Source organism: Paraburkholderia hayleyella, from assembly GCF_009455685.1.
GTDB classification, from domain to species: Bacteria; Pseudomonadota; Gammaproteobacteria; order Burkholderiales; family Burkholderiaceae; genus Paraburkholderia; species Paraburkholderia hayleyella.
The window spans coordinates 615578-641421 of record NZ_QPES01000001.1 but is presented as its reverse complement, the minus strand read 5'-3'; the positions used below and the strand labels follow the sequence as shown (position 1 = coordinate 641421).

Annotated in this window: 19 protein-coding genes, 2 tRNA genes and 2 rRNA genes; 12 read left to right on the top strand and 11 right to left on the bottom strand. The window is 56.8% G+C overall.

The window, feature by feature from the left end:
- Positions 1-127 precede the first annotated feature (127 nt).
- From GH657_RS03005 to GH657_RS02985, 5 genes are all read right to left on the bottom strand, one after another.
- Positions 128-3007, bottom strand: a 23S ribosomal RNA gene (locus GH657_RS03005).
- A 302-nt stretch (positions 3008-3309) separates the two neighbouring features.
- A tRNA-Ala gene (locus tag GH657_RS03000) sits at positions 3310-3385 on the bottom strand.
- A 63-nt stretch (positions 3386-3448) separates the two neighbouring features.
- Positions 3449-3525: transfer RNA gene (locus tag GH657_RS02995), tRNA-Ile, on the bottom strand.
- Between the two features lie 62 nt (positions 3526-3587).
- Positions 3588-5118, bottom strand: a 16S ribosomal RNA gene (locus GH657_RS02990).
- The 16S and 23S rRNA genes sit together here with 2 tRNA genes alongside, the layout of an rRNA operon.
- Before the next feature lie 483 nt (positions 5119-5601).
- Positions 5602-6378: an enoyl-CoA hydratase gene (locus GH657_RS02985; protein WP_153099307.1), complete on the bottom strand. Its 777-nt coding sequence runs from the start codon at positions 6376-6378 to the stop codon at positions 5602-5604.
- Between the two features lie 149 nt (positions 6379-6527).
- Here GH657_RS02985 and paaN point away from each other — a divergent pair, with 149 nt between their 5' ends.
- The 3 genes from paaN (at position 6528) to paaK (ending at position 10684) form a co-directional block, all read left to right on the top strand.
- Positions 6528-8255: a phenylacetic acid degradation protein PaaN gene (paaN, locus tag GH657_RS02980; RefSeq protein ID WP_153099306.1), complete on the top strand. Its 1728-nt coding sequence runs from the start codon at positions 6528-6530 to the stop codon at positions 8253-8255.
- 93 nt (positions 8256-8348) lie between these two features.
- Positions 8349-9140 carry a 2-(1,2-epoxy-1,2-dihydrophenyl)acetyl-CoA isomerase PaaG gene (gene paaG / locus GH657_RS02975; protein WP_153099305.1) on the top strand — a complete coding sequence of 264 codons (792 nt, stop codon included), beginning with the start codon at positions 8349-8351 and terminating at the stop codon, positions 9138-9140.
- Between the two features lie 224 nt (positions 9141-9364).
- Positions 9365-10684 (top strand): phenylacetate--CoA ligase PaaK, encoded by a 1320-nt coding sequence (paaK, locus tag GH657_RS02970; protein ID WP_153099304.1) that lies wholly within the window; start codon positions 9365-9367, stop codon positions 10682-10684.
- Positions 10685-10702: 18 nt separating this feature from the next.
- Here the strand turns inward: paaK and mltA are convergent, their stop codons facing one another.
- Positions 10703-11941 carry a murein transglycosylase A gene (gene mltA, locus GH657_RS02965; protein WP_153099303.1) on the bottom strand — a complete coding sequence of 413 codons (1239 nt, stop codon included), beginning with the start codon at positions 11939-11941 and terminating at the stop codon, positions 10703-10705.
- A gap of 119 nt (positions 11942-12060) precedes the next feature.
- Complete coding sequence (apaG, locus tag GH657_RS02960; RefSeq protein ID WP_153099302.1) at positions 12061-12435, bottom strand: Co2+/Mg2+ efflux protein ApaG; 375 nt, start codon at positions 12433-12435, stop codon at positions 12061-12063.
- A gap of 185 nt (positions 12436-12620) precedes the next feature.
- On the opposite strand from apaG, the gene rpe reads away from it, so the two are divergent.
- The 3 genes from rpe to trpE all read left to right on the top strand — a co-directional run bounded on the left by rpe (position 12621) and on the right by trpE (position 15906).
- Entirely contained in the window at positions 12621-13310 is a 690-nt protein-coding gene (gene rpe, locus GH657_RS02955; RefSeq protein ID WP_153099301.1) for a ribulose-phosphate 3-epimerase, read from the top strand.
- Between the two features lie 8 nt (positions 13311-13318).
- Positions 13319-14020, top strand: coding sequence for a phosphoglycolate phosphatase (locus tag GH657_RS02950; protein WP_281349352.1), 702 nt, complete (start codon positions 13319-13321; stop codon positions 14018-14020).
- 392 nt (positions 14021-14412) lie between these two features.
- The gene (gene trpE, locus GH657_RS02945; RefSeq protein WP_153099299.1) at positions 14413-15906 is read left to right on the top strand and encodes an anthranilate synthase component I; all 1494 of its coding nucleotides are present in this window, start codon (positions 14413-14415) and stop codon (positions 15904-15906) included.
- Between the two features lie 75 nt (positions 15907-15981).
- Here trpE and GH657_RS02940 read toward each other — a convergent pair whose 3' ends face one another.
- A complete protein-coding gene (locus tag GH657_RS02940) occupies positions 15982-16161 on the bottom strand; it encodes a hypothetical protein (protein ID WP_153099298.1) in 180 nt (59 codons plus the stop codon).
- Between the two features lie 366 nt (positions 16162-16527).
- Between GH657_RS02940 and GH657_RS02935 the strand changes: the two genes are divergently transcribed.
- The 6 genes from GH657_RS02935 (at position 16528) to GH657_RS02910 (ending at position 22275) form a co-directional block, all read left to right on the top strand.
- Positions 16528-17721 carry a hypothetical protein gene (locus GH657_RS02935; RefSeq protein WP_153099297.1) on the top strand — a complete coding sequence of 398 codons (1194 nt, stop codon included), beginning with the start codon at positions 16528-16530 and terminating at the stop codon, positions 17719-17721.
- A 598-nt stretch (positions 17722-18319) separates the two neighbouring features.
- Entirely contained in the window at positions 18320-18916 is a 597-nt protein-coding gene (locus GH657_RS02930) for an aminodeoxychorismate/anthranilate synthase component II (protein ID WP_153099296.1), read from the top strand.
- Between the two features lie 14 nt (positions 18917-18930).
- The gene (gene trpD, locus GH657_RS02925) at positions 18931-19962 is read left to right on the top strand and encodes an anthranilate phosphoribosyltransferase (RefSeq protein WP_153099295.1); all 1032 of its coding nucleotides are present in this window, start codon (positions 18931-18933) and stop codon (positions 19960-19962) included.
- A 37-nt stretch (positions 19963-19999) separates the two neighbouring features.
- The gene (gene trpC, locus GH657_RS02920; protein WP_153099294.1) at positions 20000-20785 is read left to right on the top strand and encodes an indole-3-glycerol phosphate synthase TrpC; all 786 of its coding nucleotides are present in this window, start codon (positions 20000-20002) and stop codon (positions 20783-20785) included.
- 8 nt (positions 20786-20793) lie between these two features.
- Positions 20794-21429, top strand: coding sequence for a CYTH domain-containing protein (locus tag GH657_RS02915; protein ID WP_153099293.1), 636 nt, complete (start codon positions 20794-20796; stop codon positions 21427-21429).
- Positions 21430-21492: 63 nt separating this feature from the next.
- Complete coding sequence (locus GH657_RS02910) at positions 21493-22275, top strand: uracil-DNA glycosylase (protein WP_153099292.1); 783 nt, start codon at positions 21493-21495, stop codon at positions 22273-22275.
- A gap of 102 nt (positions 22276-22377) precedes the next feature.
- Here the strand turns inward: GH657_RS02910 and GH657_RS02905 are convergent, their stop codons facing one another.
- From GH657_RS02905 to GH657_RS02895, 3 genes are all read right to left on the bottom strand, one after another.
- A complete protein-coding gene (locus tag GH657_RS02905) occupies positions 22378-22977 on the bottom strand; it encodes an FMN-dependent NADH-azoreductase (protein WP_153099291.1) in 600 nt (199 codons plus the stop codon).
- Positions 22978-23158: 181 nt separating this feature from the next.
- A complete protein-coding gene (locus GH657_RS02900) occupies positions 23159-24949 on the bottom strand; it encodes a M61 family metallopeptidase (RefSeq protein WP_153099290.1) in 1791 nt (596 codons plus the stop codon).
- Positions 24950-25058: 109 nt separating this feature from the next.
- A complete protein-coding gene (locus GH657_RS02895; RefSeq protein ID WP_153099289.1) occupies positions 25059-25787 on the bottom strand; it encodes a DsbC family protein in 729 nt (242 codons plus the stop codon).
- Positions 25788-25844 lie beyond the last annotated feature (57 nt).

Below are 25844 nucleotides of genomic sequence, written 5' to 3'. Positions count from 1 at the left end.
CCGCAGCTGCATGCGCAGGAGCGGCAAACCGGGAAGAAGCAGTAAAAAATGGGGGTGTGAGCGTATGGCACACAGCAAATGACCCACGCATGTCAAACTCCGGTACAGGAGAAGACACACTGGTTATAGGATCAAGCCTTACGGGCAATTAGTATCAGTTAGCTTAACGCATTACTGCGCTTCCACACCTGACCTATCGACGTCCTGGTCTCGAACGACCCTTCAAGGGGCTTGAAGCCCCGGGGATATCTCATCTCAGGGCGAGTTTCCCGCTTAGATGCTTTCAGCGGTTATCTCTTCCGAACATAGCTACCCGGCGATGCCACTGGCGTGACAACCGGTACACCAGAGGTTCGTCCACTCCGGTCCTCTCGTACTAGGAGCAGGTCCCTTCAAATATCCAGCGCCCACGGCAGATAGGGACCAAACTGTCTCACGACGTTTTAAACCCAGCTCACGTACCTCTTTAAATGGCGAACAGCCATACCCTTGGGACCGGCTACAGCCCCAGGATGAGATGAGCCGACATCGAGGTGCCAAACACCGCCGTCGATATGAACTCTTGGGCGGTATCAGCCTGTTATCCCCAGAGTACCTTTTATCCGTTGAGCGATGGCCCTTCCATACAGAACCACCGGATCACTATGACCTGCTTTCGCACCTGCTCGACTTGTCGGTCTCGCAGTTAAGCACGCTTATGCCATTGCACTATCAGCACGATTTCCGACCGTACCTAGCGTACCTTCGTACTCCTCCGTTACACTTTGGGAGGAGACCGCCCCAGTCAAACTGCCTACCATGCACTGTTCCCGACCCGGATAACGGGCCAGGGTTAGAACCTCAAACAAGCCAGGGTGGTATTTCAAGGATGGCTCCACGCGAACTGGCGTCCACGCTTCAAAGCCTCCCACCTATCCTACACAGACCGGTTCAAAATCCAATGCAAAGCTACAGTAAAGGTTCATGGGGTCTTTCCGTCTAGCCGCGGGGAGATTGCATCATCACAAACACTTCAACTTCGCTGAGTCTCGGGAGGAGACAGTGTGGCCATCGTTACGCCATTCGTGCAGGTCGGAACTTACCCGACAAGGAATTTCGCTACCTTAGGACCGTTATAGTTACGGCCGCCGTTTACCGGGACTTCAGTCAGGAGCTTGCACCCCATCATTTAATCTTCCGGCACCGGGCAGGCGTCACACTCTATACGTCCACTTTCGTGTTTGCAGAGTGCTGTGTTTTTATTAAACAGTCGCAGCCACCAGTTTATTGCAACCCCTTCACCCTTCTGGCGCAGGCCAGTCAGGCTACCGGGGCGTACCTTATCCCGAAGTTACGGTACCAATTTGCCGAGTTCCTTCTCCCGAGTTCTCTCAAGCGCCTTAGAATACTCATCTCGCCCACCTGTGTCGGTTTGCGGTACGGTCACCATGAAACTGAAGCTTAGAAGCTTTTCCTGGAACCCCTTCCAGTTGCTTCGTCACCGGAGTGACTCGCCTCGCACCCTTGAATCCTGCGCCCGGATTTGCCAAAGCGCCTTCTCCAATGCAAGGACCGGGACTTCCAACACCCGGACAACCTTCCGCGATCCGTCCCTCCATCGCATTTCATGCTGGTGCAGGAATATTAACCTGCTTCCCATCAGCTACGCATTTCTGCCTCGCCTTAGGGGCCGACTCACCCTACGCCGATGAACGTTGCGTAGGAAACCTTGGGCTTACGGCGAGGGGGCTTTTCACCCCCTTTATCGCTACTCATGTCAGCATTCGCACTTCCGATACCTCCAGCGCACTTTACAGTGCACCTTCGCAGGCTTACGGAACGCTCTCCTACCATGCACATTACTGTGCATCCGCAGCTTCGGTATATTGCTTAGCCCCGTTACATCTTCCGCGCAGGACGACTCGATCAGTGAGCTATTACGCTTTCTTTAAAGGATGGCTGCTTCTAAGCCAACCTCCTGACTGTTTTTGCCTTCCCACTTCGTTTCCCACTTAGCAATATTTGGGGACCTTAGCTGGCGGTCTGGGTTGTTTCCCTCTTGACACCGGACGTTAGCACCCGATGTCTGTCTCCCGTGATTGCACTCTTCGGTATTCGGAGTTTGCTATGGCGAAGTAATCCGCAATGGACCCTTCAACCATGACAGTGCTCTACCCCCGAAGGTGATACACGAGGCACTACCTAAATAGTTTTCGGAGAGAACCAGCTATTTCCAGGTTTGTTTAGCCTTTCACCCCTATCCACAGCTCATCCCCTAACTTTTCAACGTTAGTGGGTTCGGACCTCCAGTACGTGTTACCGCACCTTCATCCTGGCCATGGATAGATCACCTGGTTTCGGGTCTACACCCAGCGACTGGACGCCCTGTTCGGACTCGCTTTCGCTACGCCTGCCCTAATCGGTTAAGCTTGCCACTGAATGTAAGTCGCTGACCCATTATACAAAAGGTACGCAGTCACCCCTTGCAGGGCTCCTACTGTTTGTATGCATGCGGTTTCAGGATCTGTTTCACTCCCCTCCCGGGGTTCTTTTCGCCTTTCCCTCACGGTACTGGTTCACTATCGGTCGATCACGAGTATTTAGCCTTGGAGGATGGTCCCCCCATCTTCAGACAGGATTTCACGTGTCCCGCCCTACTTTCTGTACACTCAGTTCCACACGTCCGTTTTCGCCTACAGGGCTATCACCTGCTAGGGCCGCACTTTCCAGAGCGTTCGGCTAACGGTCATGCTAAAGAGTACTGGCTGCTCCCATTTCGCTCGCCACTACTTTGGGAATCTCGGTTGATTTCTTTTCCTGCGGTTACTTAGATGTTTCAGTTCACCGCGTTCGCTTCGCGCAGCCTATGTATTCAGCTGCGGATGACCCATTCGGGCCGGGTTTCCCCATTCGGACATCTCCGGATCTCAGCTCGTTTGCCAGCTCCCCGGAGCTTTTCGCAGGCTACCGCGTCCTTCATCGCCTGTGATCGCCAAGGCATCCACCACATGCACTTGTTCGCTTGACCCTATAACGAGTGTGTCTCGCACCCCCGCTACAGGTTGAGTTTTTGCGTTGTGCCGTATTCCAGGCCCATCTCTCGATGAACTTTTCATACTTTTGATACAATCACAACCCTGACCAGTCTACTCACGCCCATCTCGAGGCGCTTTTAACCGGTCTCTTTACTACTTCTTCCTGATTTTTAAAGAACGGGACAGCCGGCACTTTCATGCCGCCATGACTGGCGCAAACACCAATGCACAAACCCCGGAGACTTTCCGCTTGCGCGGTGCTCCAGATCCTGTGCAATGATGACTGGCGGGTGACTGGTGGAGGATGACGGGATCGAACCGACGACCCCCTGCTTGCAAAGCAGGTGCTCTCCCAGCTGAGCTAATCCCCCTGTACCCTGTATACCCTGTACAACCCCGGGGATTCCTGCACCCGCCACCACCGCAGACAAAGTTGGTGGGTCTGGATGGACTCGAACCATCGACCCCCGCCTTATCAAGACGGTGCTCTAACCAGCTGAGCTACAGACCCCTGAGTCTGTCCTGATTACAGCCGATAAGCGTGGGCACTTCATCTTGGCACGCAAGCTCCTGAAAGGAGGTGATCCAGCCGCACCTTCCGATACGGCTACCTTGTTACGACTTCACCCCAGTCATGAATCCTACCGTGGTGACCGTCCTCCTTGCGGTTAGACTAGCCACTTCTGGTAAAACCCACTCCCATGGTGTGACGGGCGGTGTGTACAAGACCCGGGAACGTATTCACCGCGGCATGCTGATCCGCGATTACTAGCGATTCCAGCTTCACGCAGTCGAGTTGCAGACTGCGATCCGGACTACGACCGGTTTTCTGGGATTGGCTCCCCCTTGCGGGTTGGCTGCCCTCTGTTCCGACCATTGTATGACGTGTGAAGCCCTACCCATAAGGGCCATGAGGACTTGACGTCATCCCCACCTTCCTCCGGTTTGTCACCGGCAGTCTCCCTGGAGTGCTCTTGCGTAGCAACTAGGGACAAGGGTTGCGCTCGTTGCGGGACTTAACCCAACATCTCACGACACGAGCTGACGACAGCCATGCAGCACCTGTGTTACGGCTCCCTTTCGGGCACTTCCACCTCTCGGCAGAATTCCGTACATGTCAAGGGTAGGTAAGGTTTTTCGCGTTGCATCGAATTAATCCACATCATCCACCGCTTGTGCGGGTCCCCGTCAATTCCTTTGAGTTTTAATCTTGCGACCGTACTCCCCAGGCGGTCAACTTCACGCGTTAGCTACGTTACTAAGGAAATAAATCCCCAACAACTAGTTGACATCGTTTAGGGCGTGGACTACCAGGGTATCTAATCCTGTTTGCTCCCCACGCTTTCGTGCATGAGCGTCAGTATTGGCCCAGGGGGCTGCCTTCGCCATCGGTATTCCTCCACATCTCTACGCATTTCACTGCTACACGTGGAATTCTACCCCCCTCTGCCATACTCTAGCCTGCCAGTCACAAATGCAGTTCCCAGGTTGAGCCCGGGGATTTCACATCTGTCTTAGCGAACCGCCTGCGCACGCTTTACGCCCAGTAATTCCGATTAACGCTTGCACCCTACGTATTACCGCGGCTGCTGGCACGTAGTTAGCCGGTGCTTATTCTTCCGGTACCGTCATCCCCCCACCGTATTAGGGCAAAGGTTTTCTTTCCGGACAAAAGTGCTTTACAACCCGAAGGCCTTCTTCACACACGCGGCATTGCTGGATCAGGCTTGCGCCCATTGTCCAAAATTCCCCACTGCTGCCTCCCGTAGGAGTCTGGGCCGTGTCTCAGTCCCAGTGTGGCTGGTCGTCCTCTCAGACCAGCTACAGATCGTCGCCTTGGTAGGCCTTTACCCCACCAACTAGCTAATCTGCCATCGGCCGCCCCTGCAGCGCGAGGTCCGAAGATCCCCCGCTTTCCTCCTCAGAGCGCATGCGGTATTAATCCGGCTTTCGCCGGGCTATCCCCCACTCCAGGACACGTTCCGATGTATTACTCACCCGTTCGCCACTCGCCACCAGGATTGCTCCCGTGCTGCCGTTCGACTTGCATGTGTAAGGCATGCCGCCAGCGTTCAATCTGAGCCAGGATCAAACTCTTCAGTTCAAACCTGTTACTGTTTTCGGCCTCTTTCGAGGCCGGTCGCTCACTCAACGTATTGACAGGTATCTTGCTTCTATACCTGACTTTACTGTGTGAGACTTGATTCTTTCGCTTTATGAGACTCCCGCCCATCCTTACGGACTGGCAGAAACCCCTCGCGCCTCCATCAAGTACCCACACTTATCGGCTGTTAATTTTTAAAGATCATCTGTGAAACCCGCTGCCGCCACACCCGCACAGCACCTGCCAGTTCCACCGTGCCGCCCTGCAGCACAGAAACGAGATTATGGAGAACTTTCCCGATACCGTCAACTTGTTTTTACCAGGGAAGCGCTTTTTCCTGCTCACCCGGACAACCTGCTGCCTGTACCGCCAAAGCCCCGTCCATCAAGGACCTCCCGCTTTCGCACCCCATCCACCCAGAGCGCGAAAGACCGCAATTCTAGTCATGCCGGACTCCGCTGGCAAGCGGTTTTTGAACAGATTTTAACGATGAGTGAAGATCGGCTTTCGCTTTTCCATGAAAGCAGCCATCCCCTCCTTTTGGTCTTCGGTCGCAAATAACGAGTGGAACATCCGGCGCTCGAAATGCACGCCTTCGGCAAGTGTCGTTTCATAGGCTCGATTAATCGACTCTTTGATCATCATCACCGCCGGCAGGGGAAATTCGGCAATTACCGCAGCGGCGGCAAGCGTTTCGTCCACGAGCAACGCAGCGGGGACCACGCGCGAAACCAGGCCAGCACGCTCCGCTTCCGACGAATCCATAAAACGTGCTGTCAGGCATAGGTCCATTGCTTTTGCCTTTGAGATTGCCCGGGGTAACCGCTGCGTGCCGCCAGCGCCAGGCATGACGCCCAGTTTGATTTCCGGTTGGCCGAACTGCGCGGTATCGGCTGCAAAGATGATGTCGCACATCATCGCCAACTCACATCCACCGCCAAGCGCAAAACCTGAAACTGCAGCAATAACGGGCTTTCGCACCGAGCGGAGTACTTCCCAGTTGCGAGTAATGTAGTCCCCTTTATAAGCATCCATATAGCTATAGCCAGCCATCATGCTGATGTCCGCCCCTGCAGCAAAGGCTTTCTCATTTCCAGTAATCACAATCGCGCCAATGCCATCGTCCCCGTCAAATGCTCGCAAAGCCACGCCCAACTCATCCATCAAGGCATCGTTAAGCGCGTTCAGTGATTTGGGGCGGTTTAGCGTGACCAGGCCCACTCTGCCGCGCACATCAACCAGGATATTTTCATAAGTCATGCTCTCCAGCTCCTCAAAAAATGTGATTCCATAACCCCTCCAATACATCCGACAAAAACATCGTGTTAATGCTAATATTTGCCAACCATCCGGCCGGTTAATTATCTGGCCCGCTTTTCCCAGTTAGCACAGCTCATGACACTCCGACCATGCATCCACTGTTCACAAAACACGAAAATCTTCTGCAGCAAGCACTTGCAGCCATTGAAACACGTGGATACTGGAGCCCGTTCAGCGAAACGCCTTCGCCAAAAGTGTACGGTGAAACTGCCAGTGCAGAAGGCGAAGCCACTTTCAGTGCCCATCTGAACAAAACCTTTGCGCTGGACCAGCCAAGCAACGGTCAGCTCGCCAGCGAAGAGGTATCCCCGTTCGGTTTCGCACTAGGCATTCGCTATCCTGAAGCAACGCCGGCTGCATTGATTTCCGCTGCCACCAAAGCTCACGATGACTGGCGCGCGGCCGGCCCAGAGGCATGGATCGGAATTAGCCTCGAAATCCTCGCGCGAATCAATCGGGCCAGCTTTGAAATCGGCCACAGTGTTATGCACACCACCGGCCAGCCTTTCATGATGGCGTTTCAAGCAGGCGGTCCACATGCGCAAGATCGCGCGCTTGAAGCAATTGCCTACGCCTGGGACCAGTTACGCCGTATCCCTGCCGAAAGCCACTGGGAAAAACCACAAGGTAAAAACCCTCCGCTGGCTATGCACAAGCGTTACACCATTACCCCTCGTGGCATAGGCCTCGTGCTCGGATGCTGCACCTTCCCCACGTGGAACGGGTATCCAGGCATTTTTGCCGACCTCGCAACGGGCAATGCCGTGATCGTGAAACCTCATCCCAAAGCTATCTTGCCGCTGGCAATCACCGTGCGTATCGCACGTGAAGTCTTGCGTGAATCCGGCCTTGATCCCAATGTCATCACTTTGCTGGCCACCCAATCCAACGACGGCGAGATTGTTCAGGATTTAGCGTTACGTCCGGAAATCAGGCTGATCGACTTTACCGGCAGCACCCGAAACGGTACATGGCTGGAACGGCACGCCCATCAGGCTCAGGTCTTTACCGAGAAGGCCGGCGTGAACCAGATCGTGATCGACTCGGTCGACGACATCAAAGCCGTGGCACGCAATGTCGCGTTCTCGCTGGCCCTGTACTCCGGCCAAATGTGTACCGCACCGCAAAACATCTACATCCCACGAGACGGCATCAGCACGAGCGAAGGCACGCTAAGCTTCAATTCTGTTGCCCAAAGCATCATTGACGCCTTGCAAAAACTGGTTGCTGATCCGGTTCGTGCCGTTGAGTTACTCGGTGCCATCCAGAATGAAAGCGTTACGCAACGCATCAAGCAAGCACGCGCGCTTGGCCGGGTATGGCTAGATAGCCAACCGCTGCAACACCCAGCCTTTCCGGAGGCGCGAATCCATACACCGCTTGTCCTGCAACTCGATGCCACCCACGACTACGTACAATTCACCCAGGAATGGTTTGGTCCAATCTCGTTTCTGATCGCAACCGATGCAACGGCTCAATCGCTTGATCTCGCCGGCACGATCGCAGCAGAACATGGCGCACTCACGCTTTCGGTCTACAGCACCGACAACACAATCATTCATGCAGCCGAAGAAGCATCGCTTCGCGGTGGAGTAGCGTTATCGATCAATCTGACCGGTGGCGTATTCGTAAATCAGTCAGCCGCATTCTCGGATTTTCATGGCACTGGGGCCAACCCCGCCGCGAACTCCGCACTCACCGATGCGGCATTTGTCTCCAGACGGTTCCACGTCATTCAAAGCCGGGTTCATGTTGCACCACAATCAGCTGATGGAGAAGTCGGCCAAACGGTCTCAGCCATTCGGCTGAATAGCTAAACGCATCAATGCCCGCTAACATGAAAAAACGATGAGCCCGGTAATCCAGATATCGCTCGTGCCATTCGCCGAATAATTAGGAAAGCAAAGCTAATGCCATATGAAACAATTAAAACCGACTTCGACGAATCGACAGGTGTCGCCACGGTGACGCTGAACCGTCCAGACAAGCTGAACAGCTTTACGCTCAAGATGCACAAAGAATTACGCGCAGCGCTGGATTTGTTTGCTGCATCCGGTACTCGTGCGCTGGTGCTAACCGGCACTGGCCGCTCGTTCTGTGCGGGACAAGATCTTGGCGAGCTGGAGTTCACACCCGGCGCAATGACTGACCCTGGCGATCTGCTCGAGCAGCACTTCAACCCACTGATCCGGCGCTTGCACGCTTTGTCATTTCCGGTCATCGCCGCGGTGAATGGCATTGCAGCGGGCGCCGGTGCAAATCTGGCGCTTGCATGCGACATGGTGCTTGCCGCGCGTTCTGCCAGTTTCATTCAGTCGTTCGTGAAAATCGGACTTGTTCCTGATTCGGGTGGCACGTGGTTTCTGCCTCAACGCGTCGGCATGGCACGCGCGCTGGGGCTCGCACTAACTGGGGAAAAACTGGCCGCAGAACAAGCCGAAAACTGGGGGCTGATATGGAAAGTCATCGACGACGCCGACTTACCTGATGCCGCAGCAATGCTGGCGGCACAACTCGCGCAACAACCGGCCAAAGCAATCGCCGCAATTAAGCACGCCATGCGTAAAAGCGTCACGCAAACGCTTGATCAACAACTGGATAGAGAGCGCGACCTACAACGTGAGCTTGGAATATCGCACGATCACATCGAAGGCGTACGCGCCTTTATTGAGAAACGTGCGCCCCATTTCGAGGGGCGCTAACTTGCAAAACAATGCCGCACTGTCCGTCGGTGACATACCCGCCGCCGAGGCCGCCGAACGAAGCTTGCATGGGCACAACGGCATCTACGACATACGCCGAACCAATCGCACAAATGAAACCATCGCAAGGTTTCGTGAAAAATCCGCACGAATCAAAAACAACATGATCGCAGCAAGTACGCCGTACACCGGTGCGGCGCGAAATCTTCAGGGAAAAACATTCCATGACCGCCTCGCTATCGCTAGAACCCATCGAAACAGCAAGCCGCGACGAACTCATCGCCCTTCAGCTCGCCAGGCTTAAATGGTCGCTCATGCACGCGTATGAAAATTCACCGGGTTACCGATGTAAATTCGACGAAGCTCAGGTCCACCCGCATGACCTCAATACGCTCGCTGATCTCGCCCACTTTCCGTTCACGAGCAAAAAAGACCTGCGCGACAACTACCCGTTCGGAATGTTCGCCGTCGCACAAGACCAGATATCGCGCATTCACGCGTCGTCAGGTACAACGGGCAAATCCACTGTCGTCGGCTATACCGCGCGCGATATCGACATCTGGGCCAATCTGGTCGCCCGGTCTATTCGTGCCGCTGGCGCCAAACGCGGCGACAAGGTACATATCAGTTGTGGCTATGGGCTATTTACCGGCGGTCTCGGAGCGCACTATGGCGCAGAGCGCGCTGGGCTAACCGTCATCCCGTTCGGCAGCGGCCAAACCGAAAAACAGGCCCAGTTGCTTCAGGACTTCCGCCCCGACATCATCGTGGTCACACCTAGCTATATGCTCTCCATCGCTGACGAGCTGGAAAGACAAGGTGTCGATCCGGCGCAATGCTCACTGCGAATCGGCATATTCGGCGCAGAGCCCTGGACCAACAAGATGCGCCATACCATCGAGCAGCGCATGGGTATCGATGCGATCGACATCTATGGATTATCCGAAGTAATGGGGCCAGGAGTGGCCTCGGAGTGCGCTGAAACAAAAGACGGTCCAACAATCTGGGAAGATCACTTTTATCCCGAGATCATCAATCCAGACACAGGTGAAGTCCTGCCAGATGGAGAACTCGGTGAGCTGGTTTTCACCTCGCTCACCAAAGAAGCACTACCGGTCATCCGTTACCGTACCCGGGACCTCACCCGCTTGCTGCCCGGCACTGCCCGAACGATGCGCCGGATGGAAAAAGTCACAGGCCGCTCCGATGACATGATGATCGTGCGAGGCGTCAATGTGTTTCCTACACAAATCGAAGAGCTATTGCTCAAACAACCCACGCTCGCACCACACTATCAGATCGTATTGACAAAAGAAGGGCCACTCGATGTCTTGACGCTGAATGTCGAGCCACGTTCCAATTCCACGTCAGACATTGCCACACTCAATCTGGCACAAAAGGCACTGGCCTATGACATCAAGGCGTCGATCGGCATCAACGCAGCCATTAACCTACTGGCAGTCAATGGTATCGAACGTTCCGTCGGAAAAGCTCAGCGGGTAATAGATCGGCGAGACCAGCGAGACCGGCACAGCAGCCCATGACGCAACTCATGACGCAACTCATGATCTAGGCAGCAACAGCCACATGCGCCCGGTCTGCTTCATCTTTCCCGCGAGGCTGCCCGCCTCATCGCCCAACCCCCAGAAATAGTCGGCCCGCACGCCCCCTTTGATCGCTGAACCCGTATCTTGCGCAAAGACCAGCCGGTTCAGAGGGGTGTTACTCAACGGTCGCGTGGTTTGCAAAAAAACCGGGGTGCCAAGCGGAATGGAGGCCGGGTCGACCGCAATCGAGCGCTCCGGTGTCAAAGGCACACCCAAGGCACCGACCGGGCCATCGGCACCGCTACCCGGAACCGTCTCTCCTGAAGCGGGCATTTCCCGAAAAAAAACGAAACGTGGATTGGTATCGAGCAATGCATCAACCCGCGACGGATTGGCCTGAGCCCATGCCTTGATGCCTTGCATCGTGGCCTGGGACGGCGTCAGTTCACGATGATCCAGCAGCCAGCGGCCAATTGATTTATAAGGCTGGTTATTCGTGCCGCCAAAACCGACGCGCATCACGCTCCCGTCATCCATGACGACACGCCCTGAGCCCTGCACCTGAAGAAAAAACGCCTCGATCGGATCGTCAACCCAAACGAGTTCATTACCGTTCAGTACCCCCGCGCGCTCAAGCTGGGCGCGCGCAGGGAGCGCCGCGCCCGCCCGGTAGCCTGCAGGCCAGCGGTATAGCGCGGTTTGATAAACGCCCTGGCGCTTACGCGACCCGCGCAGCAGCGGCTCGTAATAGCCGGTGACCAGGCCGTCGAGCGTTCCATCGGTATTGGCAAACTGAAACGCGGTGAAATAGCTTTCGAAGAAAGCCCGCACACTCGTGATATCAAGATCGTCGATCTGCCCCGCCGCTGTACAGGCACGTTGCCAGCTCGCCTGGGCGGAGAGCCTCAGGCAGTTCTGCCGCAGTGCGGCCGCCGCGCCGATCAGGGAGTCGTCCTGCCAGCCCGGCACTTGTTGCCAGGCGACAGGAGTAAGCCGTTCCCGAGCGATTTTTCCTGGAATCATGGCGCTGCCGGTGGGCGATCCGGAAGAGGGACGTACCGTAGGCCGGCCACCACACGAAGCCAGCATAACGGCGAGCGTAATCACACTAGCCCAACCGACAATGGTCCGCGCAAAACACATACAATGCTCGCTCCTGATGGAAGCCACTGCCATGTCCGATCTGTTCGACGAATACCCTATGCTGATCTTCGCGCTTGAATCGCTTCTGGCGCTCTTTTTGCTGATTTTCATCGTTGTCTGGACTGCATCCGGCAAAAAAAAGATTCCCCGCGACAAACAGCAATAGCAATAAAAATAAAAACAGGCGGCGCATTTACCTGTGGCGCCATGTCCCGCCCACACTCACACGTTTAATGCAACGTGCGTGGCATGCGCAAAATAAACTCTGGAACCCGCGCATCAAAACGCTCGCCGTCTTCAGCCACGCAGAAGTATTCGCCGCGCATCGTGCCAACGGGCGTCGCAATCACGGCCCAACTGGTGTATTCAAACTGCTCACCCGGTTTCAGTAACGGCTGATGGCCTACCACCCCCAAACCTTTGACTTCCTGCACATGTTCATCGCTGTCAGTAATCACCCAATGACGCGCGATCAATTGCGCAGGTATCTGACCGCTGTTACGGATGGTTAGCGTGTATGCGAACGCGTATTTGCGATGATCCGGATCAGATTCCTCGGGCAGATATCGCACCTGCGCCGACACACTCAATTCATACTGGCTCATTCTGGTTCCGGTAGGTAGAAACGGCGAGCCCCCAATGCCACCGGGAACCCTGTACTGGTCTGGCATTCTGCTTGATGGCGCTGCTGCCCGCAAGCCGATGGCCATCTGGACAAGACCTTCATCAGGCTCCACACCCCGGCAAAACGTTAAAATGACGCTTTCCCGCCCGCCAGTGTCTCGACATCATGAAGCAATTCCGCATTGCCCCCAGTATTTTGTCCGCCGACTTCTCCCGTCTTGGCGAGGAAGTCCGCGAAGTCGTCGCGGCAGGTGCCGACTGGATTCACTTCGACGTGATGGACAACCACTACGTGCCGAACCTGACCATTGGCCCACTCGTGTGCGAAGCCATCCGCCCCCACGTACAGGTGCCCATCGACGTGCATCTGATGGTGCGCCCGGTTGACCGTATCGTCCCTGATTTTGCCAAGGCGGGTGCGAATAGCATCAGCTTCCATCCCGAAGGCTCGGATCATATCGACCGCACGCTCGCCCTCATCCGCGATCACGGTTGCAAGGCAGGGCTTGCGTTCAACCCGGCCACACCGCTGAACTATCTCGACCACGTGATGGATCGCATCGATTTGATTCTGATCATGTCTGTCAATCCTGGTTTTGGTGGCCAGTCGTTCATTCCTGAAGCGCTCAACAAGTTACGCGAAGCCCGCACGCGCATTGACGCCTATACCGAAAGAACAGGCCGGTCGATTCATCTCGAAGTGGATGGCGGCGTCAAAACCGACAACATCGCGGAAATCGCTGCGGCCGGTGCAGACACGTTCGTCGCCGGCTCCGCGATCTTCGGCAAACCAGATTACAAGGCAGTGATCGACCAGATGCGCCACGCGTTAGCTAGCGTCGGCCAAACAATATGAGTGTCTCGTTGCAACCCGTATTATCCTGCCCGCGTCTGCGCGCGGCGCTGATCGATCTCGATGGCACCATGATCGACACCGCCAACGATTTCACCGCGGGCTTAAACGGCATGCTCGCACAACTCGACGCGGCGCCCACCTCACGCGAAGAAGTCATCCGTTACGTCGGAAAAGGCTCGGAGCATTTGATTCGCAGCGTACTTGCTCCGCGTTTCAAGGCTCATCTTGCCGAGGCGCGCTTCGCCGAGGCGCTCTCGATCTATCAGGAAGAGTACGCCAGGATCAACGGCCAGCAGACGCAGCTCTACCCGGACGTCGAAGCAGGCCTCATTGCACTGCGCGAAGCCGGTCTGCAACTCGCCTGCGTCACGAATAAACCGCACCGTTTCGCTATTCAGCTGCTTGAGCAATACGGTCTGACGCACTATTTCAATGTAGTTCTGGGTGGTGACAGCGTGCCGCGCAAAAAACCCGATCCACTGCCAATGCTTACCGCTTGCGCCGTTTTGCACGTGGCGCCGGAGGCTACCGTCGCCATCGGCGACTCCGAAAACGATGCGCTGGCAGGCCGTGCGGCAGGCATGGCAACCCTGACCGTGCCTTATGGCTACAACCATGGCGCGCCTGTACAAGCAATAAAATCGGATGGTATAGTGGCAACGCTTCTGGAAGCTGCCAAGGCAATAGCCGCGCACCACACATCGCTTTAACCCTTCCTTCATCTTCATGTTTCTGAATAAAAAACGGAGTCTGAGCAGCATCGACCGGGGAGCATGGCCCTGGCGCCGATGGTCGCGCTAATCCTCTACATCGAGGCTCGCCTGGGCGCCAGGCGTTGAACACCGCCATGCGACCTTGCCCCGTTTTTTACTTCGCTGCGTTTAACGCATTTTTCCCGGTATTTTTCTTGTCTCTGCGCCGAACAGATTTTGCGGCTCACCGCATCCAGTCCCGGGAACATCCGGGCTGGATAATCCGTTCGTCGCTCCGGGAAAACATGCGCCAGCGGTTCTCCGCATGGGCGAACGCTTAAAACCGCCCTCTGCAGCACCTCCGCTTCGTCACCCGTACATTGATTCAGACGCACGAACAGGATCGGAACATGACCGAACTCGAATTTCAGTCCCTCGCTAACGAGGGCTACAACCGCATTCCGATGATCGCCGAAGCACTGGCCGATCTCGATACTCCGCTTTCGCTCTACCTGAAACTCGCGCAAACCGAGCGCAACGGCGCCAATTCCTTTTTGCTGGAATCAGTCGTCGGGGGCGAACGCTTCGGCCGCTATTCGTTTATCGGCTTGCCTGCGCGTATCGTTGTGCGAACGCGTAATGGCGTCACCGAAGTCGTCAAGGACAACCAGGTCATCGAATCGCATGACGGCGATCCGCTCGATTTCATCCAGCAGTTCCAGGCGCGCTTCAAGGTCGCGCAACGCCCAGGCTTGCCCCGTTTTGCAGGCGGCCTCGCGGGTTATTTCGGCTATGACGCAGTGCGCTACATGGAGAAAAAACTCGCACACAATGCGCCGCCCGACGACCTCGATTTACCCGATATCCAGTTGCTCTTAACCGAAGAAGTCGCGGTGATCGATAACCTCGCCGGCAAACTGTATCTGGTGATTTACACGGATCCGTCGGCGCCCGAAGCCTATACCCGCGCGCGGCAACGACTGCGCGAACTGCGTCAGCGGCTGCGCACCAGCGTGCAACCGCCCGTCACCTCAGCCAGCGTGCGCACCGAGACGTATCGGGAATTCGCCAAAGACGATTATCTGGCCGCCGTGCGCCGCGCCAAAGAATACGTCGCTGCGGGCGAGCTCATGCAGGTTCAGGTAGGACAGCGCCTGACCAAACCCTATCGGGACAACCCGTTGTCGCTCTATCGCGCGCTGCGATCGCTCAATCCCTCGCCGTACATGTACTACTACAACTTCGGTGATTTTCATGTGGTGGGAGCCTCGCCGGAAATTCTGGTGCGCCAGGAAAAGCGCGGCGAAGACCGCATCGTCACGATTCGTCCGCTAGCCGGTACGCGCCCTCGTGGCGCCACGCCCGAACGCGATGCCGAACTGGCGACCGAACTGCTCAATGATCCGAAAGAAATCGCCGAGCACGTGATGCTGATCGATCTCGCCCGTAACGACGTGGGCCGTATTGCACAGATCGGCTCGGTCGTCGTCACCGATCAGATGGTCATCGAAAAATACTCACACGTTCAGCACATCGTGAGTTCGGTCGAAGGCAAGCTCAAGCCCGGCGTCACCAATTTCGACGTGCTACGCGCGACCTTCCCCGCAGGCACGCTGTCAGGCGCGCCCAAAGTCCGGGCCATGGAACTGATCGACGAGCTCGAACCCATCAAGCGCGGTCTGTATGGCGGTGCGGTTGGCTATCTGTCGTTCACTGGCGAAATGGACTTGGCCATCACGATCCGTACAGGCGTGATCCGCAATGGCAACCTGTACGTCCAGGCCGCGGCGGGAATCGTGGCTGACTCCGTGCCGGAATCGGAATGGCTCGAAACCGAGAACAAGGCCCGCGCCGTGCTGCGCGCCGCCGAGCAGGTGCAAGACGGTCTCGATAGCGATTTCTAGGCTGGCAGTAAAACAGCGTATCAAGCCCGGCCCCTTGCGTAGAAACGTTCCTCTCGACGCAAGGGGCCGCGTTATTTAGAACGCGGCCAGCACACCGGGCCGGGCGGACGGTCGCGGCCATTTCGAAAGCATGACCGGGTTGCGGTATGCCCCGGTCATCGCGGTATGCATCCACACAATCGGCATGCCGATCGGCAAACCTGTTTCGCTAAAGCCGCACGGCACGGAAAGCACGGGTACTTTGGTCGAAAACAAATATCAGCAGATCCGCATCCAACCGATATAACTCGTGAAGCGTTCGCCCATGAATTCAGTGGTGCAGTGCTAGCTGATAATCATTTATTCGCGTAAAGATCACTAGCCTGTATTTGTAGTGATCTGCAATTCAAACTGGACAAACCGGGATTATCTGCAACTGGGCCTGTATTCGACGGCGCTGATCTGCATTTTGTTAATTAAATATATTGACCGTTATGTATGTCATGGCCAAACCGGCCGGCTTTAGACTCGAATCACATTGAGTCTGAATCGTCAGAAACACGTTCCAGTGAGCGTTTCCATCGATGCCGCGATCTCCCTTCGGTCCTCGCTGCAGGCCTAATGCTTCCCAAAGGAAAAATCATGAAAGTTAGTAATAAAACTGTCAGCCCGTCATTAATCGCAAATGATATATCCCAAAACACCACGACGTCGGCCAAGACTACGCGTCAGCCGCGCCGTGTGGAAGAACCGCAGTACAACCCGGCCAAACAGGATTGGGGCCAATACCAGGCAAGCCACTACAACTGGAGTCAAGGCTCCCCTCAAAACAAACCGGTCGACCCAAAGTCGATCCCGCCAGATGAAGGCAAGGCTCCTCCGCCCAGCGGGAAGGACATTGCGCAGGAACTCGCACTCAGCATCGCGGGCGGCGGGCCGCTGGAGGGCGGGGCAAAACCCGGACGTCCCGTTGAACCCGGGCGCACATCCGCCTCGCGGCCGACTGGCTCGGGTAGCCAACGACCGGCATCGACGCCCGAAACATCATCCCGCCCAAGTGAAACAGCCCCCAGCAAGTCATCAGAACCCAGTAAATCGTCAGACACGCGACCCAGCACGTCGGCGGGCTCAGACACTGCACGGCCTGGTCCGAGCGGAGAACGCGCCAAACAACCCTTTGGGTCGAACGTCCCGGACGCCCCGTGGCAATCATCGAGCTCAAAATTCCAGCGGTTAATCAAGTCACAGTCCAACTTCCAGAATCTGACACCGGAATCCGCCCAGAAGCAGGTCGACCTCAACAAGAAAACCCGATTTTCCGGCGGAGACGACGGACACACCTATCGAGGCTATACATTCCGAGGCGATACCCGATCACCCGACCAGGTCTTCAAAGAAGGGTTCGAGCTGCGCGGAAACATCAACAGCAAAAACGAGGTCAACGGCTCACGCGGCGGTTTTGGCGGTGGAAAGGACGCGTTGGATGCGGATGGCAAAGGCATTTCCACATCGCCGTACTATAAAACGCCAGATCACACGGGAGCTTATTATTACGGCGGCGACAAAAACGGACACACCTATATGATCGATGGGAAAAAGCTCGAGGGCTTCGATTTGTACAAAAATGCCCAATACGCCCAACTCGGTAACAAGGGTGTCCCGGCTCGTGATCTCGAGATCAATTACGGCACGCCAATTGCAGGTTCACAGGTCATCGGTGCGTTCAACAAAAACGGAGCCTACCAGCCGAATCCGCATTACGATCCATCGTATAAACCGCCTTTCGACACGAACTTCATTCAGACGCAAACACTCAAACAGGGACCGAATTACTGATGCGCTGTATTCGTAACCACGTCTTCGGTTAATCACCGCCTTTCCTCAATGCCGGGACCCGGAGGCCCCGGCATCCTTCTTGACAAACATCCTCCCGACCTTAACCAGTTAGCGATGATTTGACGATTTCGTTTCAGCTTTCTGGATCGTTGAGGATCCGTGAAAATGCACGGTCTCCAGCTCACTCATCTCTCACTCATCTGTTTGTTTCGCTTATCAAGACATATCGTGCAAATACCCTTCGTTTGCAGAATCACGCATCCTGAACGCGACGATGTCAGCAATGTCGCCCCACGCTACTGCTAGAATGTGCAAACCATGCGACTCACAGCAAAATTTCCCTCCGGCTTGATCCTTCACGGTTGGCGTTGATCGTCACCGGCGCGTAAGCGCATCTGCTGTATTTCCCCCCAGCTTTCCTCCAGGATGACGTCTGTCGCGGCCTTTCCCCTAGTGGAAAAGTGTTCGCGCTGCTGCGTAATCGCCTGCTCCTACAGGCCTACGGTCCCTACTGGTGGGTGAAAAATGGGTGGCAAATCCAGCCTTCTGATGGTGGAAAAACCGCTGCCCCTTATCTCATAAGGCTTTCGAGGCAAAAATGCTACTCATGATCGACAACTATGACTCTTTCACCTACAACCTGGTGCAGTACTTTGGTGAGCTAGGTGAAGATGTTCAAACCTTCCGCAACGATGAAATCACACTGGACGACATCGCGCGCCTGAACCCCGAGCGTATTTGCCTGTCACCCGGGCCAAGCAATCCGCAGCATGCAGGCATCACGCTCGATGTACTGCGTCAGCTTGCCGGGCGCGTCCCTATTCTGGGTGTCTGCCTCGGCCATCAGGCAATCGGCGAAGCATTCGGCGGCCGTGTGGTCCGAGCCAAAACCATCATGCACGGCAAGGTAAGCCCGATCACAACCGATGGAAAAGGCGTGTTTGCCGATCTGCCCATGCATTTCGCCGTGACGCGCTATCACTCTCTCGCCATCGAGCGCGAATCGCTGCCGGATTGCCTCGAAATCTCTGCATGGACCGATGACGGCGAAATCATGGGCGTGCGGCATAAAACACTGGCCGTTGAAGGCGTGCAATTCCATCCGGAATCCATCCTTTCCGAACATGGCCACGCGCTACTGGAAAATTTTCTGAAGCAATCAAGGCTTGCGCTTACGCAGCACCTCGCCGGATGAAACGGAACGAAATCATGTCAATCACGCCTCAGGAAGCATTGCAGCGAACCATCGAGCATCGTGAAATTTTTCATGACGAGATGCTGCATCTGATGCGGCTCATCATGCGCGGCGAACTGTCGCCTGTGATGTCGGCGGCCATCATCACAGGCTTGCGCGTCAAGAAAGAAACCATCGGCGAAATCGCGGCGGCGGCAACGGTCATGCGCGAATTCGCGTTACGTGTTGACGTGCCAGACAACTCAAACTTCGTCGATATCGTCGGCACGGGCGGCGATGGCTCGCATACCTTCAATATCTCGACGGCTGCGATGTTCGTCAGCGCAGCCGCAGGGGCCAAGGTCGCCAAACATGGTAACCGCAGCGTCTCGAGCAAGTCGGGCAGCGCCGATGTGCTTGAGGCGCTGGGCGTCAATATCGACCTTCAGCCGGAACAGGTCGCCGCCTCCATCGCGCAAACCGGCATGGGCTTCATGTTCGCGCCGAACCATCATCCTGCGATGAAAAACGTCGCCGCCGTGCGCCATGAACTGGGCGTGCGAACCCTCTTCAATATTCTCGGTCCGCTGACCAACCCGGCTGGCGCGCCCAACCAGTTGATGGGCGTGTTTCATGCGGATCTGGTGGGCATTCAGGTGCGCGTGATGCAACGGCTCGGCGCGCAACATGTGCTGGTCGTGCACGGGATGGACGGCATGGATGAAGTTTCGCTCGGCGCCACAACGAAAGTCGGCGAACTGCGCGACGGCGAAATTCATGAATACGACCTGCATCCGGAAGATTTCGGCATGCAGATGATGTCGAACCGCACGCTCAAGGTGGCCGATGCCGCCGAATCCCGCACCATGTTGCTCGCTGCGCTCGATAACCAGCCCAGCGCCGCGCGCGAGATCATCACACTCAATGCGGGCACCGCACTTTATGCAGCCAACGTGGTGGACTCCATCGCGGAGGGCATCCAGCGCGCACGCGAGGTCATCGCCAGCGGTGCCGCACGAGCGAAAGTCGAACAACTGGCCCGCTTCACCCAGCAATTCAAGCCGTAATTTTTGTGTTTTCTGTGTTTTTTGTATTGGGATTCCCATGAGCGATATTCTGGAACGCATCATTCAGGTCAAACGCGAAGAAGTCCGCGCGGCAGAATCAAGCGCGCCGCTCGAAGCCTTACGCCTTGCCGCATCGGCCCGTGACCTGCGCGATTTCGTCGGTGCACTGCGCGCGAAACACACGGCCGGAAAAGCAGCCGTCATCGCGGAAGTCAAGAAAGCGAGCCCATCCAAAGGCGTGCTGCGCGAGCCTTTCGTGCCTGCCGATATTGCCCGCTCTTACGCACAGCATGGTGCGGCATGCTTGTCGGTGCTGACCGACGTGCAGTTTTTCCAGGGCAGCGTGGCCTATCTGGAGCAGGCTCGCGCGGCTTGCGAGCTGCCCGTGCTACGCAAGGATTTCATCATCGATGCCTACCAGGTGCTCGAAGCCCGCGCGATGGGTGCGGATGCCGTCCTGCTGATCGCCGCCGCGCTCGATACGCCGCAGATGCAAGATCTCGAAGCCTTTGCCCATTCGCTGGGGCTCGCAGTGCTGGTCGAAGTTCACGACCGTCATGAACTCGATCAGGCGTTGACGCTGAAAACCCCGCTGATCGGCATCAACAACCGTAATCTGCGCACGTTCGAAACGTCCATCGAAACGACGATTGGCATGCTCGGAGCCATTCCCGACGACCGCATTGTCGTCACCGAGTCCGGCATTCTGACTCGCGCCGATGCCGAGCAACTGCGCGCAGCCGATGTGCAAACGTTTCTGGTCGGCGAGGCCTTCATGCGCGCAGCCGATCCTGGCGCGGAGCTGGCGCGCCTCTTTTTTTGAACCCGACAATGAGCCTCGAGCACGAAATCAAACTCGCGCTACCTACCGCACAGGTCAGCGCCGCCGCACGTGAGTTCGTCGCCCGTAGCGGAGAAGCAGGACGTGACATTGCGCTGACGAATATTTACTTCGACACCCCGAGCCTTGCGCTGGCTCGAACCAAAAGCGCGCTGCGTTTGCGGCATACGCCAGCGGGCTGGCTTCAGACATTCAAGACGCTCGGCGTGGTCCAAGAGGGTCTCCATCGGCGGCACGAATGGGAGTTGCCGGTCGCAGGTGAGGCACTGGAGCTGCCCGCGCTGCTGCGCGCGTGCGATGACGCTCAGGCCGCCGCCGCGCTGCATGAAACCGGGCCCGCACTGGTCGAACTTTTTCGCACCGTGTTCACGCGCACGCTCTGGCTGGTTCGTGACAAAAGCGCGCTGATCGAAGCCGTGATCGACCAGGGTGAAGTACTCGTTTCTGTGTCTGGCGAAGTACGGCGGGCGCCGATTAGCGAAATCGAGCTGGAATTAAAGGACGGTGACGAAGCCGCCTTGCAAAAACTGGCCGCCGAATTGACCGCGATGCTGCCTGGCGTCGTACCCGATAACATCAGCAAAGCCGAGCGGGGTTATCTCCTGCTTCAGCGCGAGACACACTGACCAGCAGATGCACGTTTCGCCCGCCCTCCTTGCCTTAGCCGCTTATGGTTCGATGAACGCCTCATGAACGCTCCAGCCCGCCCTGCGCCATCCCAAGGCACCTTATTTAACGATGTGCCAGCGTCCTCCACAACGAGTCCGCTTCCACTCGAAGCCCAGTTTGCCGCGCTGCCGCCCGCATGGCTCGCGCTGCTTCAGCCGTTCATCACCAGCGCAGCCTTCGCGCCGCTGTGCGATTTCGTCAACCGCGAGCGCGCGGCGGGCAAAACCCTCTACCCCAACGAAGTGTTTCGCGCGTTGCATCTCACCGCACCCGATGACGTCAAGGTGGTCATTCTGGGCCAAGACCCTTATCACGGCGACGATCGTGGAACCCCTCAGGCACATGGTCTGGCGTTCTCGGTCCCGCCATCGGTCCGGCCTCCGCCTTCGCTGCGTAATATCTTCAAGGAACTTGCGCTTCACCCTGGCATCGAGCCACCGGCTCACGGATGCCTAGATTCGTGGGCCACGCAGGGTGTCTTGCTGCTCAACACAGTATTGACCGTCGAACAGCATTTGGCCGCTAGTCACGCCAAACGCGGCTGGGAAAAATGCACGGATACGCTCATCCGCGAACTCGCAGCGCGCCGCGACAACCTGGTGTTCATGCTTTGGGGGGCTCACGCACAAGCCAAGCGGATACTGCTCGAAGGCACCTCGCACGTGGTACTGGAAGCGCCGCATCCTTCGCCACTCTCAGCACATCGTGGTTTTCTGGGCTGCCAGCATTTCGTGCTAGCGAATACCTGGCTTATCGAACAAGGCCATACGCCCATCGACTGGCGGCTTCCCGAGATGGCTTAAACGGTGTTCAGCGCTCATCGCATTGAATCCGCATGGCACGTATAAAAAACCCCAAAAACGAAAAGCATTCGTTTTTGGGGTTTTTTAGGCGGCAAGCCTGGATCAGGCAGCCAGTGCAATCGCCTGACGCGCACCGGCGAATGCAGCATCTGCCAACTCCGGCCCCATGTTGAGCCCTTCCGCATAGATAAAGCTCACATCGCTCATCCCAAGGAAGCCGAGGAATGTCGTCAGGAAAGGCGTCTGGCTATCGCCGGGAGTCCCGAGATACTTGCCGCCGCGCGCCGACACCACATACACCTTCTTGCCTGTCACGAGACCTTCAGCACCCGCTGCGCCATAGCGAAACGTGATGCCCGCGCGAGCGATGAAATCGAAATACGTCTTGAGCTGCGACGACACGCCAAAGTTATACAACGGTGCCCCAATCACGATGATGTCAGCGGCCATCAGTTCGGCGATCAGCATCTCGCTCCGATCAGCAATGGCTTGCTGTTCTGCCGTGCGTTGCCCGGCGGGGGTAAAAAATGCACCGAGAATCGTGTCATCAAGATGAGGTAACGCGTCGGTCAGTAAATTGCGGGTCACCACATGCGCGCCTGGCGTGGCTTGTTGCAGCTTCGCTGTCAGTTCATTGGCAAGCAAGGTAGATTGCGCGCCTTGTGAACGCGCGGCTGAATTGATCTGCAAAATCGTTGTCATGGTTGACGCCACTCCATTAAGGACGCGCTTCGAGCGCGAATGGCACCATTGTGTGGATTTCCCCTGAATTGAAAAAGCGCCTCGGCGACGATGCATTGTTGCAGCGATAGAACAATGAACGCCTGTTTTGACCTGATTAGCGCATTTCAAATGAGAAAAACAACGCGCTGTTTAACTGCTCTTATCTGCTTAACCAGCGCTGACGCGCACGACGCGATGTGGCCTGCTGGTTCGTCACGGTGAGGGTGTAGCACGTCACGTCGGGGGCATCGAGCCGCGCCTGGGTCACGCGCAGCTCGTCACGGCGAAAGGCATGGATCTCCACCTTCGCGCCGGGCAGATAGCGCGTCAGCAGCGCATCGAGATTCGTGCCGGTCACCCGCAAGCCATCCAGCGCGACAAGCACATCGCCTGCCGATAGCCCCGCTTTTTGCGCAGCGCTGCCTTCGTGAACCACGGCCAGCGTACTCTCCGCGCCACCGCGCACGCGCACGCCAAGCGAAGGCTTGCCATTTTTGTCGGACTCAGCGGCAAGCGTGATCCCAAATGGCGCCAACAGCGCCGCCAGCGGCAAGTCCCGTGTGCCATGAACCGCCTCGGCTAGCACGGGGGCCAGATCGATGCCCGTCGCTTCGAAAAACAGGGGGGCGATGTCCGCTTCTTCGATACCCATTGAATGGGTGCGGTAAAAACCACGGCCGAAACGCTGCCACAGCAACCGCATCACATCATCGAGCGACTTGCGGCTACCCGTCTGGGCACGGATCGTCAAATCCAGCGCCAACGCTACCAGCGAGCCCTTTGTGTAATAGCTGACAATCGCATTCGCCGCGTTCTCATCCTGGCGGTAATACTTGATCCACGCATCGAACGAACTCTCGGCGACGCTCTGCCGCAAACGTCCGCTGCCTCGCAGCACGCCAGCCATCACCTTGCCGAGCGAAGCAAAATAATCTTCCTGGGTCATGAGCCCGCTGCGCACTAGCATCAGATCGTCGTAATACGACGTGAAGCCCTCAAACAGCCAGAGCAGCGAAGTGTAGTTCTCTTGCGCGAGGTCGTAGGGCGCAAAGACAGCGGGCTTGATACGCTTGACGTTCCACGTATGGAAATACTCGTGGCTGCAAAGCCCGAGATAAGTGCGATAACCCTCGGTTTGTTCCGCGCGGCCCAGTTGAGGCAAATCCGCGCGATTGCAGATCAAGGCCGTTGAAGCGCGATGCTCGAGCCCGCCATAGCCCTCGCTGACTGCGAGCGTCATAAAGACATAGCGCTCGAAGGGCGCTTTTTTCGATTTCGGCTCAAAGAGCGCAATTTGCGCTTCGCAGACGCGCTTCAGATCCGCGCCAAGGCGCTTGAGGTCCAACCCCACGACCTTGCCGGAGATCACCAGATCATGCGGCACACCATGGGCATCGAAGGTATCCAGGACAAACTCGCCCAGCGTAACCGGATGATCGATCAGCGCATCGTAGTTGGGCGCGTGGTACTCACCAAAGCCGTGGCGCTTTGTCCCTCGCGCCTCGGGCAAGGCCGTCGCCACCCGCCAGTTCCGGTAGCCCGTGCCCGCGGGCTTGCGGATATCGACGACACAGGCCGCCGCCTCACGCCCGAGCGCCAGCAAAAACACGCTCGAGCCGTTGAAAAACCCTATGGTGTCGTCCAGATGCGCGGCCCGCACCGACAGATCCCACGCATACACTTCGTAACGCAACGTCAACGCGCCCTTGACGGGCCTGGCCTGCCAGGTGTGCTTGTCGGTCTTCGCTATGGCGACCTTGCGGCCGGCCTCGTTGAAAGCCCGCAACGTCACGATGTTGCGGGCGAACTCGCGCACCATGTAGCTGCCTGGAATCCAGACCGGTAGCATAAAACGCTGTCCCTCAGGATCAGGATCCGTGACGGTCAACGTGACTTCGAATAGATGTGCTGAAGGCTGCTGCGGAACGATCGTGTAGTGGATGGGCGTCATCGTGCAAAGCGGAGAACATGCGCAGCAGCGCGGAGACTGGGCGGCTTAAGTGGCATCAGGGATGCCGGCGACTTCAGCCGCGCACACCCGATACAACCGCCCAGGCCTGTTACTGGCTCACTGCGGCCAGTTCTTTGGTCAGACGGTCTGCCGGTACCGAGCCTGGCAGGCGGCGGCCATCCGCCAGAAATACCGTCGGCGTGCCTGTCACGTTCATCGCCTGGCCGAGCGTCAGATTGCTGGTGATGGCCGCGGTATCACAAGTGCCGGCTGCCGTCGGCGCGCTGTGATCCAGCATCCAGCTGGTCCATGCTTTCGCGCGGTCGGTGGAACACCAGATCGATTTGGATTTTGCCGTTGAATCCGGCGACAGCACCGGATACAGGAAGGTATAAACCGTCACGTTATTGACCGCCTTGAGCGTCGTTTCAAGCTGCTTGCAGTACGGACAGTTAGGGTCGGAAAAGACAGCGATCTTACGGCTGCCATCGCCATGAACCACCTTGATGGCGTTCGCAAAAGGCAAGCTCGCAAAGTCGATCCGGTTCACATCGGCCAAACGCGCTTCGGTCAGATTTTTTCGGGTTTTAGCGTCGACGATATCGCCCAGCACGATGTAATCGCCCTTGGCATCGCTATACACAATCTGCGTGCCGAGATTCACTTCATACAGCCCTGAAATCGGCGATTTCACCACGCTCTTGATGCTGACGTCACCCAGCCGGGCTTGCAGCGTCGTTTTGAGCTTGTCGGTGGTTTGATCAGCGTGTGCGGTACATCCCAGCGTGATCGTAGCAACGGCCACGGCAAGCGCGACGATACGGATAGCTTTAATCATGGGTATTCAATTCCTGTTTCAGTCAAATGCATGTGGCGTGGAAAACGGGACAGTCTG

What these genes read in the sequence shown, in the direction of transcription:
- trpD (WP_153099295.1), top strand. Translation starts at nt 18,931, where the DNA reads ATGTCAATCACGCCTCAGGAAGCATTGCAGCGAACCATCGAGCATCGT.
- apaG (WP_153099302.1), bottom strand. Translation starts at nt 12,435, where the DNA reads ATGAGCCAGTATGAATTGAGTGTGTCGGCGCAGGTGCGATATCTGCCC.
- paaG (WP_153099305.1), top strand. Translation starts at nt 8,349, where the DNA reads ATGCCATATGAAACAATTAAAACCGACTTCGACGAATCGACAGGTGTC.
- mltA (WP_153099303.1), bottom strand. Translation starts at nt 11,941, where the DNA reads ATGAAAATCAGCAAAAAGAGCGCCAGAAGCGATTCAAGCGCGAAGATC.
- GH657_RS02905 (WP_153099291.1), bottom strand. Translation starts at nt 22,977, where the DNA reads ATGACAACGATTTTGCAGATCAATTCAGCCGCGCGTTCACAAGGCGCG.
- paaN (WP_153099306.1), top strand. Translation starts at nt 6,528, where the DNA reads ATGCATCCACTGTTCACAAAACACGAAAATCTTCTGCAGCAAGCACTT.
- GH657_RS02935 (WP_153099297.1), top strand. Translation starts at nt 16,528, where the DNA reads ATGAAAGTTAGTAATAAAACTGTCAGCCCGTCATTAATCGCAAATGAT.
- trpC (WP_153099294.1), top strand. Translation starts at nt 20,000, where the DNA reads ATGAGCGATATTCTGGAACGCATCATTCAGGTCAAACGCGAAGAAGTC.
- GH657_RS02985 (WP_153099307.1), bottom strand. Translation starts at nt 6,378, where the DNA reads ATGACTTATGAAAATATCCTGGTTGATGTGCGCGGCAGAGTGGGCCTG.
- GH657_RS02900 (WP_153099290.1), bottom strand. Translation starts at nt 24,949, where the DNA reads ATGACGCCCATCCACTACACGATCGTTCCGCAGCAGCCTTCAGCACAT.
- paaK (WP_153099304.1), top strand. Translation starts at nt 9,365, where the DNA reads ATGACCGCCTCGCTATCGCTAGAACCCATCGAAACAGCAAGCCGCGAC.
- trpE (WP_153099299.1), top strand. Translation starts at nt 14,413, where the DNA reads ATGACCGAACTCGAATTTCAGTCCCTCGCTAACGAGGGCTACAACCGC.
- GH657_RS02915 (WP_153099293.1), top strand. Translation starts at nt 20,794, where the DNA reads ATGAGCCTCGAGCACGAAATCAAACTCGCGCTACCTACCGCACAGGTC.
- rpe (WP_153099301.1), top strand. Translation starts at nt 12,621, where the DNA reads ATGAAGCAATTCCGCATTGCCCCCAGTATTTTGTCCGCCGACTTCTCC.
- GH657_RS02895 (WP_153099289.1), bottom strand. Translation starts at nt 25,787, where the DNA reads ATGATTAAAGCTATCCGTATCGTCGCGCTTGCCGTGGCCGTTGCTACG.
- GH657_RS02930 (WP_153099296.1), top strand. Translation starts at nt 18,320, where the DNA reads ATGCTACTCATGATCGACAACTATGACTCTTTCACCTACAACCTGGTG.
- GH657_RS02910 (WP_153099292.1), top strand. Translation starts at nt 21,493, where the DNA reads ATGAACGCTCCAGCCCGCCCTGCGCCATCCCAAGGCACCTTATTTAAC.